Annotated in this window: 17 protein-coding genes; 16 read left to right on the top strand and 1 reads right to left on the bottom strand. The window is 56.8% G+C overall.

The features are described from left to right. Window positions 1-3 precede the first annotated feature (3 nt). The 8 genes from K6958_RS06770 to nei all read left to right on the top strand — a co-directional run bounded on the left by K6958_RS06770 (window position 4) and on the right by nei (window position 6478). Window positions 4-747 (top strand): type 2 GTP cyclohydrolase I, encoded by a 744-nt coding sequence (locus K6958_RS06770; RefSeq protein ID WP_249893929.1) that lies wholly within the window; start codon window positions 4-6, stop codon window positions 745-747. Window positions 748-921: 174 nt separating this feature from the next. Next, on the top strand, window positions 922-1578 hold the full coding sequence (gene pxpB / locus K6958_RS06775; RefSeq protein WP_249893930.1) for a 5-oxoprolinase subunit PxpB: 657 nt from the start codon (window positions 922-924) through the stop codon (window positions 1576-1578). After that, a complete protein-coding gene (gene pxpC / locus K6958_RS06780) occupies window positions 1572-2504 on the top strand; it encodes a 5-oxoprolinase subunit PxpC (RefSeq protein ID WP_249893931.1) in 933 nt (310 codons plus the stop codon). Before pxpB ends, pxpC begins: the two co-directional genes overlap by 7 nt. Continuing rightward, window positions 2494-3234, top strand: a complete 741-nt coding sequence (gene pxpA, locus K6958_RS06785; protein ID WP_249893932.1) for a 5-oxoprolinase subunit PxpA — start codon at window positions 2494-2496, stop codon at window positions 3232-3234. Before pxpC ends, pxpA begins: the two co-directional genes overlap by 11 nt. Before the next feature lie 43 nt (window positions 3235-3277). Beyond that, a complete protein-coding gene (locus tag K6958_RS06790; RefSeq protein WP_249893933.1) occupies window positions 3278-4006 on the top strand; it encodes a DUF969 domain-containing protein in 729 nt (242 codons plus the stop codon). Further along, window positions 4006-5022 (top strand): DUF979 domain-containing protein, encoded by a 1017-nt coding sequence (locus K6958_RS06795; RefSeq protein WP_249893934.1) that lies wholly within the window; start codon window positions 4006-4008, stop codon window positions 5020-5022. The genes K6958_RS06790 and K6958_RS06795 overlap by 1 nt, the downstream gene beginning before the upstream one ends. Before the next feature lie 7 nt (window positions 5023-5029). Further along, entirely contained in the window at window positions 5030-5677 is a 648-nt protein-coding gene (gene pcp, locus K6958_RS06800; protein WP_249893935.1) for a pyroglutamyl-peptidase I, read from the top strand. A gap of 12 nt (window positions 5678-5689) precedes the next feature. Continuing rightward, the gene (nei, locus tag K6958_RS06805; RefSeq protein WP_249893936.1) at window positions 5690-6478 is read left to right on the top strand and encodes an endonuclease VIII; all 789 of its coding nucleotides are present in this window, start codon (window positions 5690-5692) and stop codon (window positions 6476-6478) included. A 76-nt stretch (window positions 6479-6554) separates the two neighbouring features. Here the strand turns inward: nei and K6958_RS06810 are convergent, their stop codons facing one another. Beyond that, window positions 6555-7838 (bottom strand): citrate synthase, encoded by a 1284-nt coding sequence (locus K6958_RS06810; protein WP_249893937.1) that lies wholly within the window; start codon window positions 7836-7838, stop codon window positions 6555-6557. Between the two features lie 623 nt (window positions 7839-8461). Here K6958_RS06810 and sdhC point away from each other — a divergent pair. The 8 genes from sdhC to sucD all read left to right on the top strand — a co-directional run bounded on the left by sdhC (window position 8462) and on the right by sucD (window position 18107). Beyond that, a complete protein-coding gene (sdhC, locus tag K6958_RS06815) occupies window positions 8462-8851 on the top strand; it encodes a succinate dehydrogenase cytochrome b556 subunit (protein ID WP_249893938.1) in 390 nt (129 codons plus the stop codon). Beyond that, entirely contained in the window at window positions 8845-9192 is a 348-nt protein-coding gene (gene sdhD, locus K6958_RS06820; protein ID WP_249893939.1) for a succinate dehydrogenase membrane anchor subunit, read from the top strand. The genes sdhC and sdhD overlap by 7 nt, the downstream gene beginning before the upstream one ends. A gap of 2 nt (window positions 9193-9194) precedes the next feature. Beyond that, the gene (gene sdhA / locus K6958_RS06825; protein ID WP_249893940.1) at window positions 9195-10961 is read left to right on the top strand and encodes a succinate dehydrogenase flavoprotein subunit; all 1767 of its coding nucleotides are present in this window, start codon (window positions 9195-9197) and stop codon (window positions 10959-10961) included. A 17-nt stretch (window positions 10962-10978) separates the two neighbouring features. Beyond that, entirely contained in the window at window positions 10979-11695 is a 717-nt protein-coding gene (locus K6958_RS06830) for a succinate dehydrogenase iron-sulfur subunit (RefSeq protein WP_249893941.1), read from the top strand. Between the two features lie 256 nt (window positions 11696-11951). Further along, window positions 11952-14759, top strand: a complete 2808-nt coding sequence (gene sucA, locus K6958_RS06835) for a 2-oxoglutarate dehydrogenase E1 component (RefSeq protein WP_249893942.1) — start codon at window positions 11952-11954, stop codon at window positions 14757-14759. Between the two features lie 13 nt (window positions 14760-14772). Further along, window positions 14773-15996: a 2-oxoglutarate dehydrogenase complex dihydrolipoyllysine-residue succinyltransferase gene (gene odhB, locus K6958_RS06840; protein WP_249893943.1), complete on the top strand. Its 1224-nt coding sequence runs from the start codon at window positions 14773-14775 to the stop codon at window positions 15994-15996. Between the two features lie 69 nt (window positions 15997-16065). After that, window positions 16066-17232: an ADP-forming succinate--CoA ligase subunit beta gene (gene sucC / locus K6958_RS06845; protein WP_249893944.1), complete on the top strand. Its 1167-nt coding sequence runs from the start codon at window positions 16066-16068 to the stop codon at window positions 17230-17232. Next, window positions 17232-18107, top strand: a complete 876-nt coding sequence (sucD, locus tag K6958_RS06850) for a succinate--CoA ligase subunit alpha (protein WP_141176947.1) — start codon at window positions 17232-17234, stop codon at window positions 18105-18107. Before sucC ends, sucD begins: the two co-directional genes overlap by 1 nt. Window positions 18108-18157 lie beyond the last annotated feature (50 nt).

Raw genomic sequence — 18157 nt, forward strand, 5'->3', positions numbered from 1 at the left:
TGAATGAACAATTTTGAACTGGAGCAAATCGTTAACCAACAGCTGAACAGCGCGGCCTTTAACGACTATGCGCCCAATGGGTTACAGGTTGAAGGGCGCGATGAGGTGCGAAAAATCATCACCGGCGTAACGGCCAGCCAGGCGCTATTGGATGAGGCGGTGCGTTTACAGGCGGATGCGGTCATGGTGCATCACGGCTACTTCTGGAAAAATGAAGCGCCGGTGATTAAAGGCATGAAGCGTCGTCGTCTACGCACGCTGCTGGCGAACGATATTAACCTCTATGGCTGGCACCTGCCGCTGGACGCCCATCCGCACTTAGGCAATAACGCGCAGCTGGCGCAGGCGCTGGAGATTACCGTACAGGGTGAAGTGCAGCCGCTGGTGCCCTGGGGCGAACTCAACGAAAGCCTGAGCGGCGAGCAGCTGGCGCAGCGTATTGCCCGCGTATTAGGACGTCAGCCGTTGCACTGCGGCGATAACGCACCGCAGCAGATTCGCCGCATCGCCTGGTGCAGCGGCGGCGGGCAGAGCTTTATCGACAGCGCCGCAGACTTTGGCGTGGATGCGTTTATTACCGGCGAAGTCTCCGAACAGACGATTCACAGCGCCAGAGAGAACGGACTGCACTTTTTTGCCGCCGGTCACCATGCCACCGAGCGCGGCGGTATCCGGGCGTTAGGCGAATGGCTGGCGGCGCATCATCAGTTGGATGTCACTTTCATCGATATCGATAACCCGGCCTGATCTCCCTCCTGTTTCTCTGACGTTTTCCCTTCTGAACGATGACGACGGCCGCTCCGTCGTCATTTTCGTGACATCGCCAGGTGTAAAGCGGTTGACACGCTTGCTTCATCTCAGCATAACTATCTGTTCAAAATGAATAAGATTGAGCAACTTAGTGATAACAGGAGGTAAGTTTTGCAAAGGGCACGTTGTTACCTGTTGGGGGAACGCGCGGTCGTGCTTGAGCTGGAACCGCCTGTTTCGCTGTTCAGCCAACAGCGAATTTGGGGATTAACCGAGCGCCTGCGCGACTATCCGCAGGTGCTGGAAGCGATCCCAGGAATGAACAATCTCACCGTGATCCTGCGCGACCCGCAGCACCAGGCGCTGGATGCGATTGAACGTCTGCAAACCTGGTGGGAAGAGAGCGAAGCCGCGTTGCCTGAATCGCACGACGTGGCTATCCCGGTCATCTATGGCGGCGAGGCCGGGCCCGATTTGCAGGTAGTGGCGCACCACTGCCAAATGACGCCGCAGCAGGTGGTTGAGGCGCACTCCGCCGCTGAATACGTGGTCTATTTCATCGGCTTTCAGCCGGGGTTCCCTTACCTGGGCGGGTTAGACAGCCGCCTGCATGCGCCGCGCCGCGATGAGCCACGCGTGCTGGTACCGGCGGGATCGGTAGGCATCGGCGGCAGTCAGACCGGTATCTATCCTCTGGCGTCGCCTGGCGGCTGGCAGCTGTTAGGGCGCACCGCGCTACCCTTATTTAATCCTCAACATCAGCCGCCAACGCTGTTGCGTCCGGGCGATCGCGTCCGTTTTGTACCGCAGAAGGAGGGCGTATGCTGAAAATTATCCGCGCCGGGATGAATACTACGTTACAGGACGGCGGCCGGGGCGGTTGGCGCCAGCTTGGCATCAGCAGCGGCGGCGTACTGGATGAGCCGGCGATGCGCACCGCAAATCTGCTGGTGGGCAATCCGCAGGACCAGGCGGTGCTGGAGATTACGCTGGGCCAGTTCTGTGCGGAGTTTTATCGCGATGGCTGGTTTGCGCTGACCGGCGCAGGCTGCAACGCCGATTTAGATGGGCGTCCGGTCTGGACCGGCTGGCGTCTGCCGGTAAAAAAAGGCCAGCGCCTGACGCTGGCGATGCCGGTACGCGGCATGCGCAGCTACCTGGCGATTAACGGCGGCTTTGATGTCGCGCCGGTGCTTGGCTCCTGCAGTACCGACATCAAGGCGGAATTCGGCGGCTGGCAGGGGCGGCGCCTGCAGGATGGCGATCGATTGCCGTTGGCTGCGCCCACGCGGTCGTTCAGTAAAACCGCCGGCGTGCGGCAGCTATTATGGGGCAACCGCCTGCGTGCGCTGCCGGGGCCGGAATATCACGAATTCAGCAAAGAGTCGCAGGAGGCGTTCTGGCGGGTTTCCTGGCGGCTCGATCCGCAGAGCAACCGCATGGGCTACCGTCTGCAGGGGCGGCCGCTGGCGCGCAATGGCAACCGTGAGCTGCTTTCGCATGGCCTGTTGCCCGGCGTAATCCAGGTTCCCCATAACGGTCAGCCGATTGTGCTGATGGCCGATGCGCAAACCACCGGCGGCTATCCGCGCATCGCCTGCGTGATCGAGGCGGATCTTTACCATCTGGCGCAGATCCGTTTGGGCGAGCCGATCCACTTTATTCACTGTACGCTGGAAGAGGCGCTCCAGGCGCGGCAACAGCAACAACAGGTTATCGAGCGTATGGCGTGGGGGCTGAAAGATGAAAATTGATTTAAATGCGGATTTAGGCGAAGGCTGCGGCCACGATCGTGAGCTGTTGCAGTTAGTCAGCTCGGCCAATATCGCCTGCGGATTTCATGCGGGCGACGCGCAAACCATGCTGCAGTCGGTGCGCTGGGCGCTGGAATTTGGCGTGGCGATTGGCGCGCATCCCTCCTTTCCCGATCGGGAAAATTTTGGCCGCAGCGCCATGCAACTGCCGCCGGAAACGGTATATGCCCAGGTGCTGTATCAAATCGGCGCGCTGAAAGCCCTGGCGGAGAGCGAAGGCGGAAAGCTCACCCACGTTAAGCCGCACGGCATGTTGTATAACCAGGCGGCGCGCGATGCGCAACTGGCGGATGCGATCGCCCGGGCGGTAAAGGCGGTGGATGCCAGCCTGCTGCTGGTGGGGCTGGCGGGCAGCGAATCCATTCGGGCGGCGCAGCATCACGGGCTGCGCACCCGCGAAGAGGTATTTGCCGATCGCGGCTATCAGGCGGATGGCTCGCTGGTGCCGCGCAGTCAGCCAGGCGCGATGATTGAAGAAGAAGAGCTGGCTATTTCCCGTACGCTGGGCATGGTGCAGCAGGGCAAAGTCGAAAGCGTGACCGGCGAGGGGGTGGCGCTGCATGCGCAAACCGTCTGCCTGCACGGTGACGGCCCGCATGCTCTGGCTTTTGCCCGTCGTCTGCGCGAGGCGTTTGCCACGCAGCATATTCTTGTTAGCAGCGAAGTCTGACCGCTTACCCCGACCTGGGTCGGGGTTTTTACCAGGAGAAATTATGCAATCTTTGGTGAATCTGTGGCCCTTATTGGGTATCGCAGCCATTGTCGTCGGTTTTTTACTGCGTTTTAACCCGGTGCTGGTGGTGATCATGGCGGGGTTTATCACTGGCGTCGCCGCTCATATGCCGCTGGCAGATATTCTGGAAAAGCTGGGGTCAGGATTCCTCAATACCCGCAACCTGCCGTTTATTTTGCTACTGCCGCTGGCGGTTATCGGTTTGCTGGAACGTCATGGGCTAAAAGAGCGCGCCCAGGCGTGGATCGCCACCATTAAAACCGCCACCACGGGCCGTCTGTTAATTATCTATTTGCTGGTGCGTGAAGCGACGGCGGCGCTGGGGTTGACCAGCCTGGGCGGCCATCCACAGATGGTGCGCCCGCTGCTGGCGCCGATGGCGGAAGGCGCATCGGAAAACCGTTATGGCGATCTGCCTGCGGAGGTGCGCTATCGTCTGCGCGCCATGTCAGCCGCGACGGACAACGTTGGGCTATTTTTTGGCGAAGATATCTTTGTCGCCTTTGGCGCGATTATTTTCATGCACAACTTTATGCTGGAGTCGGGCGGCATCCAGACCGAGCCGCTGCATATTGCGCTGTGGGGGATCCCCACCGCCGTTAGCGCCTTTATCATTCACTCTCTGCGCCTGCGCCGGCTGGATAAAAAGCTGGCGGCGGAGCTGAGCGCGCTGAATCAGGCGGCGTTACAGCAAAAAGGAGGCCGTTAATGTTTCAGCAACAGTATCTGTTTTATCTGGCCGGCCTGATTTTGCTGGTGGTTGCGCTGATGTCCTGGCGCGATAAGGCTAACCCGCGCCGGTTTACCACCGGCTTGTTCTGGGGGCTGTATGGTGTGATGTTTCTGATCGGCGACTGGGCTTATCAGTTGGTGACACAGTTCACCGGCTCGGCGGAGAGCGGCGCACGCAACCTGCACATTGTTATCGGCGCGTTGGTGGTGGTGATGGGGTTAATCGCCGGTCTTGGCGGAGTCAAACTGGGGCGCTATCACCAGCGCAGCGAAGAGCAGCGTGAACAGAGCGCCAGCCGCCTTGGCAACCGCCTGTTCTTACCGGCGCTGGCTATTCCGCTGGTGACGGTGGCGGGGGTGTTGGCATTTAACCATATTCCCGGCCTGCAACAGGGTGTTTTTGGCGCAGGCAACCACTCCACGCTGATTACGCTGTTTTCCATGACCGTTGGCTGCCTGGTCGGCTGGCTGGTGGCGCTGAAAATCAGCCGCGAGCGCCCGGCGCAGTCGCTTCAAGAGACGCGTCGCCTGCTGGATTCTATTGGCTGGGCCTTTATTCTGCCGCAGATCCTCGCCACGCTGGGCCTGCTGTTTACCACTGCGGGCGTCGGCAGCGCGATCGCTCACCTTACCGAGCAGTACCTGGCGGTAGATAATCGCTTTATTGCCGTGGCGGTGTTTGTTATCGGTATGGCGCTGCTGACCATGATTATGGGCAACGCCTTTGCGGCCTTCCCGATTGTTACCGCCGGTATCGGTATTCCTGTGCTGGTGCTGCAGCATGATGGCAATCCGGCGGTAATGGCGGCCATCGGGATGTTTTCCGGCTATTGCGGCACGCTAATGACGCCGATGGCGGCGAATTTTAATATCGTGCCGGCGGCGCTGTTGGAGCTGCCGGACCGTAACGCGGTGATTAAGGCGCAGACGCCCACCGGCGTGCTACTGTTAATCGTGAATATATTTTTGCTCTATTTCCTGATGTTCCTGTGAGGCGCTAATGAAAAAAGTACTGATTACGGCGTTTGAGCCTTTCGGTGGCGAACAGATTAACCCGTCATGGGAGGCGGTGAGCCAGCTGCATGAGCGTATGCTGTGCGGCTTTCAGGTAGTTGCGAAAGAACTGCCTTGTGCCTTTGGCGATGCGTTAACCACGCTGTATGCCGAGATGGAGGCGCTGCAGCCGGAATTAATCATTGCGGTAGGGCAGGCTGGCGGACGGGCTGATATTACCGTTGAACGCATCGCTATCAACATTAACGATGCGCGCATCCCGGATAACAACGGCAATCAGCCTATTGATGAGCCGATTATCCCCGGCGGCCCGGCCGCTTATTTTTCTACTTTGCCGATTAAGGCGATTGTCGATGGCATCCGCGAAGCGGGCATTCCCGCATCGGTATCGCAAACGGCGGGCACCTATGTTTGTAATCATGTGATGTACGGGTTGCTGCATCGCCTTGCCCAGCAAGACAATAAGGTGCGTGGCGGTTTTATTCATCTGCCTTATCTGCCGGAGCAGGCGCTCAACCATCCTGGCGCGCCCAGCATGGCGGCACATACGGTCATGCTGGCGCTGGAAATGGCGATTACTATCGCTCTTCGTACTGAACAGGATTTGCGCCTGGTTGGCGGCGCAACGCACTAACAGGATATTGTTATGCCAGAAGGACCAGAGATCCGCCGCGCGGCGGATCGGCTGGAAGAAGCCATTATCGGTAAGCCGTTGACGGATGTCTGGTTTGCCTTCCCGCAGCTCAAAACCTATGAAAATGCCTTGATCGGCGAAACGGTCACCGCGATTGAAACGCGCGGCAAAGCGCTGTTAACGCACTTTTCCAACGGCCTGACGCTATACAGTCATAACCAGCTTTACGGCGTCTGGCGCGTCGTCAAAACCGGCAGCGAGCCGCAAACGCAGCGGGTGCTACGGGTACGGCTCGGCTGCGCCGATCAAACCATTCTGCTCTACAGCGCTTCGGATATTGAGATGCACAATAGCGATACGCTGGCGGCGCATCCCTTTTTGCAGCGCATTGGGCCCGACGTGCTGGATATGACACTGAGCGAAGAAGAGGTGCGCGAGCGTCTGCTCTCGCCGCGTTTTCGCCGACGTCAGTTCAGCGGCCTGCTGCTCGATCAGGCTTTTCTCGCGGGGTTAGGCAATTACCTGCGGGTGGAAATTCTGTGGGAGGCGGCGCTGGCACCGCAGCATCGGGCGCAAGATTTAACCGCGGCGCAGCTTCAGCGTTTAGCGCAGGCGCTGCTGGCGATCCCGCGTCACTCTTACCGCATGCGCGGCACTATGAAAAGCGCGCACCACGGCGCGGCCTTTAGCTTTAAAGTCTTTCATCGCGCGGGCAAACCCTGCGAGCGCTGCGGCGGGACGATTGAAAAAACCACGCTTTCATCGCGGCCTTTCTACTGGTGTCCCGGCTGTCAGCATTGATCTGTTAACGCCAATAAAAAAGGCCCGCAAGCACCGTAAAAAAAGGGCCCGCAGGCCCTTTTTTCTAAGCTAAAGCTTACTTAGGCAGTTTAGATTCAAACTCACGCTGGTCGTAGCCGGTATAAAGCTGACGCGGACGCGCGATCTTCATGCCTTCGTCATGCATCTCTTTCCAGTGGGCGATCCAGCCCACGGTACGCGCCATGGCGAAGATCACGGTGAACATGGAAGAGGGGATACCCATCGCTTTCAGAATAATGCCAGAGTAGAAATCGACGTTCGGGTAGAGTTTGCGCTCAATAAAGTACGGGTCGTTCAGCGCAATATGCTCCAGCTCCATCGCCACTTCCAGCAGGTCATCTTTCATACCCAGCTCGTTCAGCACTTCATGACAGGTATCGCGCATAACCGTCGCACGCGGATCGTAGTTTTTATAAACACGATGACCGAAGCCCATCAGGCGGAAAGAGTCATTCTTATCTTTCGCGCGCTTCACAAATTCCGGGATATGCTCTTTATGGCTAATTTCTTCCAGCATACGCAGGCAGGCTTCGTTCGCGCCGCCGTGCGCCGGTCCCCACAGCGAGGCGATGCCCGCAGCGATACAGGCGAACGGGTTGGCGCCGGACGAACCTGCAGTACGCACCGTTGAGGTAGAGGCATTTTGCTCGTGGTCAGCATGCAGGATCAGAATACGATCCATTGCGCGCTCCAGCACCGGGTTCACCTTGTACTCTTCGCACGGGGTGGCAAACATCATATGCAGGAAGTTACCGGCATAGGAGAGGTCATTGCGCGGATAAACAAACGGCTGACCGATTGAATATTTGTAACACATGGCCGCCACGGTCGGCATTTTTGAGAGCAGGCGGAACGCCGCGATTTCGCGGTGACGCTCGATATTGACATCCAGTGAGTCATGATAGAACGCCGCCAGCGCGCCGGTCACGCCGCACATCACCGCCATCGGATGCGAGTCGCGACGGAAACCGTGGAACAGACGGGTAATCTGCTCATGGATCATGGTATGGCGCGTCACCGTGGTGCGGAACTCTTCAAACTGTTCTGGCGTCGGCGTTTCGCCGTTCAGCAGGATGTAACACACTTCCAGGTAATTAGAGTGGGTGGCGAGTTGATCGATCGGATAACCACGGTGGAGCAGAATGCCTTCATCACCGTCAATATAGGTGATTTTGGATTCGCAGGACGCAGTAGAGGTAAAACCAGGGTCGAACGTAAACAAACCCTTTGAGCCGAGGCTTCGGACATCGACAACATCCTGGCCCAGCGTGCCGTGTAGCACGTCCAGCTCAACAGGAGCTTCACCATTAAGGGTGAGCGTCACTTTTTTATCAGCCATTTACAGTCTCCTTAGCGCCATATTAGTAGGATCTTTGACACCGAAGTTACCATCATGCTGCGAATTGCGTGAAGTAATTGCAGACTCTCTACTCTGTGACTTGTTTTACTTGCAGGGTACAGAGTGACGGGCGCGGTCGGAATGGTTCCGGCAGCCACGATGCTAATGCGTTCTGTGGTTGTTAAAGATCCGTGCTGGTCATTATGAATCTTAACTAATAACCTGATGCGTTTAGCAATTTATTTCTTTACTGTTACATAACTTGCGTTTAGGGGTAAAGTGTATCCCCATAACTTTTACGCATCATAGGACTTTCGTGCGTTAGTTTGTAACTGAATTGTTGAACTTTTGTCAAATCAGTTAATTAAAATTGTTTAAAATATGAAAATCGTGAGGTCGATCACTGTTCCACTTAAATCTTGCTAAAGCGTTTGTAGAGGAATTGTAATGAGAATGTGATCGTCCTATACTGCCGCCAGGTCTCCGGAATACCCTGACACCAGGAGCCACCCAGCGTTTTACCGCTTCAATTAACACTGGATGTTGCTGTTATGGTGCCGGTGCACAAGTCGCGATCGGCTTTCCACCTTCAGGCCCGGAGGAAGCAAAATAAGAAAGGCTGTGTGGGCAAAACCGTGAAAAAACAAAGACCTGTCAACTTGGATCTCACTACGATCCGGTTTCCCGTTACTGCAATATCGTCCATTCTCCACCGCGTTTCCGGCGTCATCAGCTTTGTGGCCGTCGGCATTCTGCTCTGGCTACTCGGACTCTCGCTCTCCTCACCTGAAGGCTTCCTGCAGGCATCTGCCGTAATGAACAGTTTTTTCGCTAAGTTCATTATGTGGGGTATCCTCACCGCGCTGGCCTGGCATACTGTTGGCGGTATCCGTCATATGTTAATGGATTTTGGTTACCTGGCGGAAACGCAGCGTGTCGGCAATCGCTCCGCGCATATCTGTTTTGGTATCACTATCGTGCTTTCAATTCTGGCTGGAGTCCTCGTATGGTAAGCAATGCTACTGCGCTGGGGCGCAATGGTGTGCAGGACTGGCTGCTGCTGCGTGCCACTGCAATCCTGATTACGCTCTATACCTTATATATTCTCGGCTTCATTATTGTGTCAGATACCCTGACCTATGATATCTGGCGCGCCTTCTTCGCCTCTTCCTTTACGAAAGTCTTTACCCTGCTGACGCTGTTTTCTACCGTGATCCACGGCTGGATCGGTATGTGGCAGGTGCTGACGGACTACGTTAAACCTCTGGCATGGCGCCTGCTGCTGCAGCTGGTGATCGTTGTCGCGCTGTTGGTTTATGCAATTTATGGAACTGTTGTGGTGTGGGGTGCGTGAGAATGAATTTGCCAGTCAGAGAGTTTGATGCCGTAGTTATCGGGGCAGGCGGCGCAGGTATGCGCGCGGCCCTACAGATTTCACAGTCGGGCCAGAGCTGCGCCCTGCTGTCTAAAGTTTTCCCTACCCGTTCCCATACCGTTTCCGCGCAGGGCGGTATTACCGTCGCGCTGGGTAATACCCATGAGGATAACTGGGAATGGCACATGTACGATACGGTCAAAGGTTCCGACTATATCGGCGACCAGGACGCGATCGAATATATGTGTAAAACCGGTCCGGAAGCGATTCTGGAACTGGAACATATGGGCCTGCCGTTCTCCCGTCTGGAAGATGGCCGTATTTATCAGCGTCCGTTCGGCGGCCAGTCGCGTAACTTCGGCGGCGAGCAGGCGGCTCGCACCGCGGCGGCGGCTGACCGTACGGGTCATGCGCTGCTGCACACGCTGTATCAGCAGAACCTGAAAAACAAAACGACCATCTTCTCTGAATGGTATGCGCTGGATCTGGTGAAAAACCAGGATGGCGCGGTGGTGGGCTGTACCGCGCTGAGTATTGAAACTGGCGAAGTGGTCTACTTCAAAGCGAAAGCAACGGTGCTGGCCACCGGCGGCGCGGGCCGTATCTATCAGTCCACCACCAACGCCCATATCAATACCGGCGACGGCGTCGGCATGGCGCTGCGCGCAGGCGTGCCGGTGCAGGACATGGAGATGTGGCAGTTCCACCCAACCGGTATCGCTGGCGCCGGCGTGCTGGTGACCGAAGGCTGCCGTGGTGAAGGCGGCTATCTGCTGAATAAACATGGCGAGCGCTTTATGGAGCGTTACGCGCCGAACGCCAAAGATCTGGCGGGCCGCGACGTAGTTGCGCGTTCCATGATGATCGAAATTCGTGAAGGCCGCGGCTGTGAAGGTCCGTGGGGCCCGCACATTAAACTGAAGTTGGATCATCTGGGCAAAGAGGTGCTGGAGTCTCGTCTGCCAGGCATCCTTGAGCTTTCGCGCACCTTTGCGCATGTCGATCCGGTGAAAGAGCCGATTCCGGTTATCCCAACCTGTCACTATATGATGGGCGGCATTCCGACTAAAGTAAGCGGCCAGGCGCTGACCCTGAATGAAAAAGGGGAAGATGTAGTGGTGCCGGGTCTGTTCGCCGTCGGCGAAATCGCCTGCGTATCGGTACATGGCGCTAACCGCCTGGGCGGCAACTCGCTGCTGGATCTGGTGGTCTTTGGCCGGGCGGCAGGCCTGCATCTGCTGGAGTCGATCCAGGAGCAGGGGCCGCTGCGCGATGCAACGTCAGAAGATATCGAGGCCGCCATGGCGCGCTATCACCGCTGGGATAACAACACCACGGGTGAAGATCCGGTTGAAATCCGTAAGGCGCTGCAAAGCTGCATGCAGAATAACTTCTCTGTGTTCCGTGAAGGCGACGCGATGGCGAAAGGGCTGGAGGATCTGCGACAGATTCGCGAGCGTCTGCAACATGCGCGCCTGGACGATCGTTCCAGCGATTTCAATACCCAGCGTATTGAGTGTCTGGAACTGGATAACCTGATGGAAACCGCTTTTGCTACTGCGGTAGCAGCGAATTACCGCACGGAGAGCCGCGGCGCCCATAGCCGTTTTGACTACCCGGAACGTGACGATGAGAACTGGCTGTGCCATTCGCTCTATCTGCCGCAAACCGAAAGCATGACGCGCCGTGAGGTGAACATGCAGCCGAAACTGCGCGCCGCTTTCCCGCCGAAAGTGCGTACCTACTAATTTGCGGAGAAGAGACGATGAGACTCGAATTTTCCATTTATCGTTATAACCCGGATGTGGATGACGCGCCGCGCATGCAGGATTACACCCTGGAAGCGGAAGACGGTCGTGACATGATGCTGCTGGACGCGCTGATTAAGCTGAAAGAGAAAGATCCGACGCTGGCGTTTCGTCGCTCCTGCCGCGAAGGCGTGTGCGGCTCTGACGGCCTGAACATGAACGGGCGCAACGGCCTGGCGTGCATTACGCCGGTTTCCGCGCTGGGCAACGGCAAGAAGAAAATTGTCATCCGCCCGCTGCCGGGCCTGCCGGTGGTGCGTGACTTAGTCGTGGACATGGGGCAGTTCTACAAGCAGTATGAGAAGATTAAGCCTTACCTGTTGAATAATGGCGCAAATCCGCCCGCGCGCGAGCATCTGCAATCACCAGAAGATCGTGCGCACCTGGATGGTTTGTACGAATGTATTCTGTGCGCCTGCTGCTCAACGTCATGCCCATCGTTTTGGTGGAACCCGGACAAGTTCGTGGGGCCGGCGGGGCTGTTGGCTTCCTATCGTTTCCTGATCGATAGCCGCGATACGGAAACCAACGCGCGTCTGGATGATCTGAGCGACGCTTTCAGCGTATTCCGCTGCCACAGCATTATGAACTGTGTCAGCGTGTGCCCGAAAGGATTGAACCCAACCAAGGCGATCGGCCATATTAAGTCGATGCTGCTGCAGCGTAACGCATAACGGCAATGTGATCCGGGAACCCAGGTTCCCGGATGTTTTACGGAGACCCTGGTAAGGTCTGTCACGAGGCGGTGAAAAACCTTACCAAGGTTCCCTTACGGGCCAGGGCATCGATTGCCCAACGCGCTCGTATCGCTGAACTGGATCTGGCTGTGGCGGGCACTTTACAAGCAGGTGCGTGACACAGCGTTGGGCAAGCCGGTAATCCGGCAACAATGAAACCTCGAAAAAAGCATGTAATGCTTAAGGGATCACAATGCAGAACAGCGCAATGAAGCCCTGGCTTGACTCTTCCTGGCTGGCCGGCGCGAACCAATCTTACATAGAGCAGCTCTATGAGGATTTTCTCACCGATCCTGACTCTGTTGATGCTGTATGGCGCGACATGTTCCAACAGCTTCCCGGCACCGGGCTCAGGCCTGAGCAGTTCCACTCCTCTACGCGCGACTATTTCCGTCGTCTGGCAAAAGATACTTCGCGTTACGCCGCTTCTGTTGGCGATCCCGACGCTAATGCTAAGCAGGTAAAAGTCCTGCAGCTGATCAACGCCTACCGCTTCCGTGGTCATCAGCATGCTAACCTCGATCCGCTGGGCCTGTGGCAGCAAGAGCACGTCGCTGACCTCGATCCGGCGTTCCACGGCTTAAGCGAAGCGGATTATCAGGAAACTTTTAATGTCGGCTCGTTTGCTATCGGCAAAGATCGCCTGCCGCTGGGCGAACTGCTTAACGCGCTGAAGCAAACCTATTGCGGCCCGATCGGCGCAGAATATATGCACATTACTAACACTGACGAAAAACGCTGGATCCAACAGCGTATTGAATCGGTGGTAGGGCATGCCGCGTTTTCAGCCGAAGAGAAAAAAGGCTTCCTGAAAGAGCTGACCGCCGCAGAAGGGCTGGAGCGCTATCTGGGCGCTAAATTCCCCGGCGCGAAACGCTTCTCGCTGGAAGGCGGCGATGCGCTGGTGCCAATGCTGCGCGAGATGATTCGCCACGCGGGCAAAAGCGGCACGCGCGAAGTGGTGCTGGGCATGGCGCACCGTGGTCGTCTAAACGTATTGATTAACGTTCTGGGTAAAAAACCGCAGGATCTGTTCGACGAATTCGCCGGCAAGCACAAAGAGCATCTTGGTACCGGCGACGTGAAATACCATATGGGCTTCTCTTCCGACGTGGAAACCGAAGGCGGCATGGTTCATCTGGCGCTGGCGTTTAACCCGTCGCACCTGGAAATCGTTAGCCCAGTGGTGATGGGTTCAGTGCGCGCGCGCCTCGATCGTCTCGATGAGCCGGTAAGCAATAAAGTGTTGCCGATTACCATTCATGGCGATGCGGCGGTGATCGGCCAGGGCGTGGTGCAGGAAACCCTGAACATGTCGCAGGCGCGCGGTTATGAAGTGGGCGGTACGGTACGTATCGTGATTAACAACCAGATCGGTTTCACTACCTCAAACCCGAAAGATGCCCGTTCAACACAATACTGCACCGACATCGGCAAAATGGTGCAGTCGCCGATTTTCCACGTGAATGCGGATGACCCGGAAGCGGTGGCTTTTGTAACCCGTCTGGCGCTGGATTTCCGTAACACCTTTAAGCGTGATGTCTTTATCGATCTGGTTTGTTATCGCCGCCACGGCCATAACGAAGCGGATGAGCCAAGCGCAACCCAGCCGGTAATGTACCAGAAGATCAAAAAGCATCCGACGCCGCGTAAAATCTACGCCGATCGTCTGGAAGCGGAGCAGGTGCTTCAACTGGAAGACGCCACGGAAATGGTCAATCTGTACCGTGACGCGCTGGATGCGGGCGAGTGCGTGGTGCCGGAATGGCGTCCGATGAGCCTGCACTCTTTCACCTGGTCGCCTTATCTCAATCATGAGTGGGATGAAAGCTACCCGGAAACAGTTGATCTTAAGCGTCTGCAGGAGCTGGCGAAACGCATCAGCCAGGTACCGGAATCGGTGGAAGTGCAGTCGCGCGTGGCGAAGATCTACAACGACCGCGCCGAAATGGCGGCTGGCAATAAACTGTTCGACTGGGGTGCGGCGGAAAACCTCGCTTACGCGACGCTGGTTGATGAGGGCATTCCGGTGCGCATTTCCGGCGAAGATTCCGGACGCGGTACCTTCTTCCATCGCCATGCGGTGATTCATAACCAGGCAAACGGCTCAACTTATACGCCGCTGCAGCATATCCACAACGGCCAGGGTCAGTTTAAAGTCTGGGATTCCGTACTGTCGGAAGAGGCGGTGTTGGCGTTTGAATATGGTTACGCCACCGCTGAGCCGCGTACCCTGACCATCTGGGAAGCGCAGTTCGGTGACTTTGCCAACGGCGCTCAGGTGGTTATCGACCAGTTCATCAGCTCCGGCGAACAAAAATGGGGCCGTATGTGCGGTCTGGTGATGCTGCTGCCGCACGGTTATGAAGGGCAGGGACCAGAGCACTCCTCGGCACGTCTGGAGCGTTACCTCCAGCTGTGCGCAGAGCAGAATATGCAGGTTTGCGTACCCTCAACGCCGGCGCAGGTTTATCACATGCTGCGTCGTCAGGCGCTGCGCGGTATGCGCCGCCCACTGGTGGTGATGTCGCCGAAATCCCTGCTGCGTCACCCGCTGGCCGTTTCCTCGCTGGATGAGCTGGCCAATGGCAGCTTCCAGCCAGCGATCGGCGAAGTCGACGAGCTGGATGCGAAAGCGGTGAAACGCGTCGTGCTGTGCGCTGGCAAGGTCTATTACGATCTGCTGGAACAGCGTCGCAAAAATGAGCAAAACGATGTCGCTATCGTGCGTATTGAGCAGCTTTATCCTTTCCCGCATAAAGCGGTACAGGAAGCGCTGCAGCCGTATGCGCACGTGCATGATTTCGTTTGGTGTCAGGAGGAGCCGCTGAACCAGGGCGCCTGGTATTGCAGCCAGCACCACTTCCGTGAAGTGATTCCTTTTGGCGCCTCTTTACGTTATGCCGGACGTCCGGCTTCCGCTTCACCTGCTGTAGGTTACATGTCTGTACACCTGAAACAGCAGCAAGACCTGGTTAATGACGCGCTGAACGTTGATTAAATAAGGAAAGATAATGAGTAGCGTAGATATTCTCGTTCCCGACCTGCCTGAATCTGTTGCTGATGCCACTGTAGCAACCTGGCATAAGAAACCGGGCGATGCGGTAAGCCGCGATGAAGTACTGGTAGAAATCGAGACCGATAAAGTGGTGCTGGAAGTACCTGCATCCGCCGACGGCGTGCTGGAAGCCGTGCTGGAAGAGGAGGGCGCAACCGTGACCTCTCGTCAGATCCTGGGACGCCTGAAAGAGGGCAACAGCGGCGGCAAAGAGACCTCTGCGAAAGCGGAAAGCAATGAATCAACACCGGCGCAGCGTCAGTCCGCTTCGCTGGAAGAAGAAAGTAACGATGCGCTCAGCCCGGCGATTCGTCGTCTGATTGCCGAACACAGCCTGGATGCGACCGCAATCAAAGGCACCGGCGTAGGCGGACGCATTACGCGTGAGGATGTGGAAAAACATCTGAAACAGCAGCAGGCGCCGGCCGCGGCGAAAGCTGAATCTGCGCCGCAGGCTGCCGCGCCGCAGCCGCTGGCAGGCCGCAGCGAGAAACGCGTACCGATGACGCGTCTGCGTAAGCGCGTTGCCGAGCGTCTGCTGGAAGCGAAAAACAGCACCGCGATGCTGACCACCTTCAACGAAGTCAACATGAAGCCGATCATGGACCTGCGTAAGCAGTACGGCGATGCCTTCGAGAAGCGTCATGGCGTGCGTCTGGGCTTTATGTCCTTCTATATCAAAGCGGTAGTGGAAGCGCTGAAGCGCTATCCGGAAGTGAATGCCTCCATCGACGGTGACGATGTGGTGTATCACAACTACTTCGATGTCAGCATCGCCGTTTCCACGCCGCGTGGCCTGGTGACGCCGGTTCTGCGCGATGTCGATACGCTGAGCATGGCGGATATCGAGAAGAAAATTAAAGAGCTGGCGGTGAAAGGCCGTGACGGCAAGCTGACGGTAGAAGAGCTGACCGGCGGCAACTTTACCATCACCAACGGCGGCGTATTCGGCTCGCTGATGTCAACGCCGATCATCAACCCGCCACAGAGCGCCATTTTGGGCATGCATGCCATCAAAGATCGCCCGATGGCGGTCAATGGCCAGGTGGTGGTGCTGCCGATGATGTATCTGGCGCTTTCTTATGATCACCGTCTGATTGATGGCCGCGAATCCGTGGGCTATCTGGTGGCAGTGAAAGAGATGCTGGAAGATCCGGCGCGCCTGCTGCTGGACGTTTAATGTTGCCGGGCGCGGCTCTTGCTGCGCCCAACCTTATTAATCTTTTCAGACCTGAATGGATAGAACATCATGAACTTACACGAGTACCAGGCGAAACAGCTGTTTGCACGGTATGGCTTACCGGCACCAACCGGTTACGCCTGCACTACACCACGTGAAGCGGAAGAAGCGGCCTCTAAAATTGGCGCAGGCCCGTGGGTAGTAAAATGTCAGGTTCATGCCGGTGGCCGTGGTAAAGCGGGCGGTGTGAAAGTGGTTAACAGCAAAGAAGAGATCCGTACTTTTGCTGAAAACTGGCTGGGTAAACGTCTGGTCACTTACCAAACGGATGCGGAAGGACAGCCGGTTAACCAGATTCTGGTTGAAGCCGCTACCGATATCGATCAGGAACTCTACCTGGGCGCCGTGGTTGACCGCAGTTCACGTCGCGTAGTGTTTATGGCTTCCACGGAAGGCGGCGTTGAAATTGAAAAAGTGGCGGAAGAAACCCCAGGGCTGATTCATAAAATGGCGCTGGATCCGCTGACCGGTCCGCAGCCTTATCAGGGCCGTGAGCTGGCGTTTAAACTCGGCCTGACCGGCAAGCAGGTAAATCAGTTCACCAAAATTTTCATGGGCCTGGCGACACTGTTCCTTGAGCGCGACCTGGCACTGGTTGAGATCAACCCGCTGGTGATCACCAAGCAGGGCGATCTGATCTGTCTGGATGGCAAACTGGGCGCAGACGGCAACGCCATGTTCCGTCAGCCAGAGCTGCGTGAAATGCGCGATCCGAGCCAGGAAGATCCGCGTGAAGCGCACGCCACCCAATGGGAGCTTAACTACGTCGCGCTGGAAGGCAACATCGGCTGTATGGTAAACGGCGCCGGTTTGGCGATGGGCACCATGGACATCGTGAAACACCACGGTGGTCAGCCTGCTAACTTCCTCGACGTGGGCGGCGGCGCAACCAAAGAGCGCGTCACCGAAGCTTTTAAAATCATCCTGTCTGACGACGCGGTAAAAGCCGTATTCGTTAACATCTTCGGCGGCATCGTACGCTGTGACCTGATTGCTGATGGCATCATCGGCGCGGTGGCAGAAGTGGGCGTCAACGTACCGGTCGTGGTGCGTCTTGAAGGGAACAACGCTGAGCTGGGCGCACAGAAACTGGCGGACAGCGGTCTGAACATTATTGCAGCAACCAGCCTGACCGACGCGGCCCAACGCGTTGTTGCTGCAGCGGAGGGTAAATAATGTCCATTTTGATCGACAAAAACACCAAAGTAATCTGCCAGGGTTTTACCGGCGGCCAGGGTACATTCCACTCTGAACAGGCGCTGGCCTATGGCACGCAGCTGGTTGGCGGCGTTACGCCGGGCAAAGGCGGCACCACGCATCTGGGCCTGCCGGTATTCAATACCGTGCGCGAAGCGGTCGAAGCGACCGGCGCAACGGCATCCGTTATCTACGTTCCGGCGCCGTTCTGTAAAGACGGCATCCTGGAAGCGATCGATGCCGGTATCAAGCTGATCATCACCATCACCGAAGGCATCCCGACGCTGGATATGCTAACGGTAAAAGTGAAGCTGGACGAAGCGGGCGTGCGTATGATTGGCCCGAACTGTCCGGGCGTTATCACCCCGGGCGAATGTAAAATCGGCATTATGCCGGGCCACATTCACCAGCCGGGCCGCATCGGTATCGTTTCACGTTCCGGTACGCTGACCTATGAAGCCGTAAAACAGACCACCGATATCGGCTACGGCCAGTCTACCTGCGTCGGTATCGGCGGCGACCCGATCCCGGGCTCTAACTTTATCGATATTCTGCAAATGTTCCAGGACGATCCGCAGACGGAAGCCATCGTGATGATCGGCGAAATCGGCGGCAGCGCAGAAGAAGAAGCGGCGGCCTTTATTAAAGAACACGTAACCAAACCGGTTGTGGGCTACATTGCTGGCGTTACCGCGCCAAAAGGCAAGCGTATGGGTCACGCTGGTGCGATTATTGCTGGTGGCAAAGGCACCGCGGATGAAAAATTCGCGGCGCTGGAAGCGGCTGGCGTAAAAACCGTTCGTAGCCTGGCAGACATTGGCGACGCAGTAAAAGCAGTACTCCCTCTAAAATAATCTGTGTCAGATTATTCGACATGTTGGCCACCTTCGGGTGGCCTTTTTTA

Source organism: Mixta hanseatica (genome assembly GCF_023517775.1).
GTDB lineage: Bacteria > Pseudomonadota > Gammaproteobacteria > Enterobacterales > Enterobacteriaceae > Mixta > Mixta hanseatica.

Coding starts and splice junctions, on each gene's coding strand:
- K6958_RS06770 (WP_249893929.1), top strand. CDS start 4: ATGAACAATTTTGAACTGGAGCAAATCGTTAACCAACAGCTGAACAGC.
- pxpC (WP_249893931.1), top strand. CDS start 1,572: ATGCTGAAAATTATCCGCGCCGGGATGAATACTACGTTACAGGACGGC.
- pxpA (WP_249893932.1), top strand. CDS start 2,494: ATGAAAATTGATTTAAATGCGGATTTAGGCGAAGGCTGCGGCCACGAT.
- K6958_RS06790 (WP_249893933.1), top strand. CDS start 3,278: ATGCAATCTTTGGTGAATCTGTGGCCCTTATTGGGTATCGCAGCCATT.
- K6958_RS06795 (WP_249893934.1), top strand. CDS start 4,006: ATGTTTCAGCAACAGTATCTGTTTTATCTGGCCGGCCTGATTTTGCTG.
- pcp (WP_249893935.1), top strand. CDS start 5,030: ATGAAAAAAGTACTGATTACGGCGTTTGAGCCTTTCGGTGGCGAACAG.
- nei (WP_249893936.1), top strand. CDS start 5,690: ATGCCAGAAGGACCAGAGATCCGCCGCGCGGCGGATCGGCTGGAAGAA.
- K6958_RS06810 (WP_249893937.1), bottom strand. CDS start 7,838: ATGGCTGATAAAAAAGTGACGCTCACCCTTAATGGTGAAGCTCCTGTT.
- sdhD (WP_249893939.1), top strand. CDS start 8,845: ATGGTAAGCAATGCTACTGCGCTGGGGCGCAATGGTGTGCAGGACTGG.
- sdhA (WP_249893940.1), top strand. CDS start 9,195: ATGAATTTGCCAGTCAGAGAGTTTGATGCCGTAGTTATCGGGGCAGGC.
- K6958_RS06830 (WP_249893941.1), top strand. CDS start 10,979: ATGAGACTCGAATTTTCCATTTATCGTTATAACCCGGATGTGGATGAC.
- sucA (WP_249893942.1), top strand. CDS start 11,952: ATGCAGAACAGCGCAATGAAGCCCTGGCTTGACTCTTCCTGGCTGGCC.
- odhB (WP_249893943.1), top strand. CDS start 14,773: ATGAGTAGCGTAGATATTCTCGTTCCCGACCTGCCTGAATCTGTTGCT.
- sucC (WP_249893944.1), top strand. CDS start 16,066: ATGAACTTACACGAGTACCAGGCGAAACAGCTGTTTGCACGGTATGGC.
- sucD (WP_141176947.1), top strand. CDS start 17,232: ATGTCCATTTTGATCGACAAAAACACCAAAGTAATCTGCCAGGGTTTT.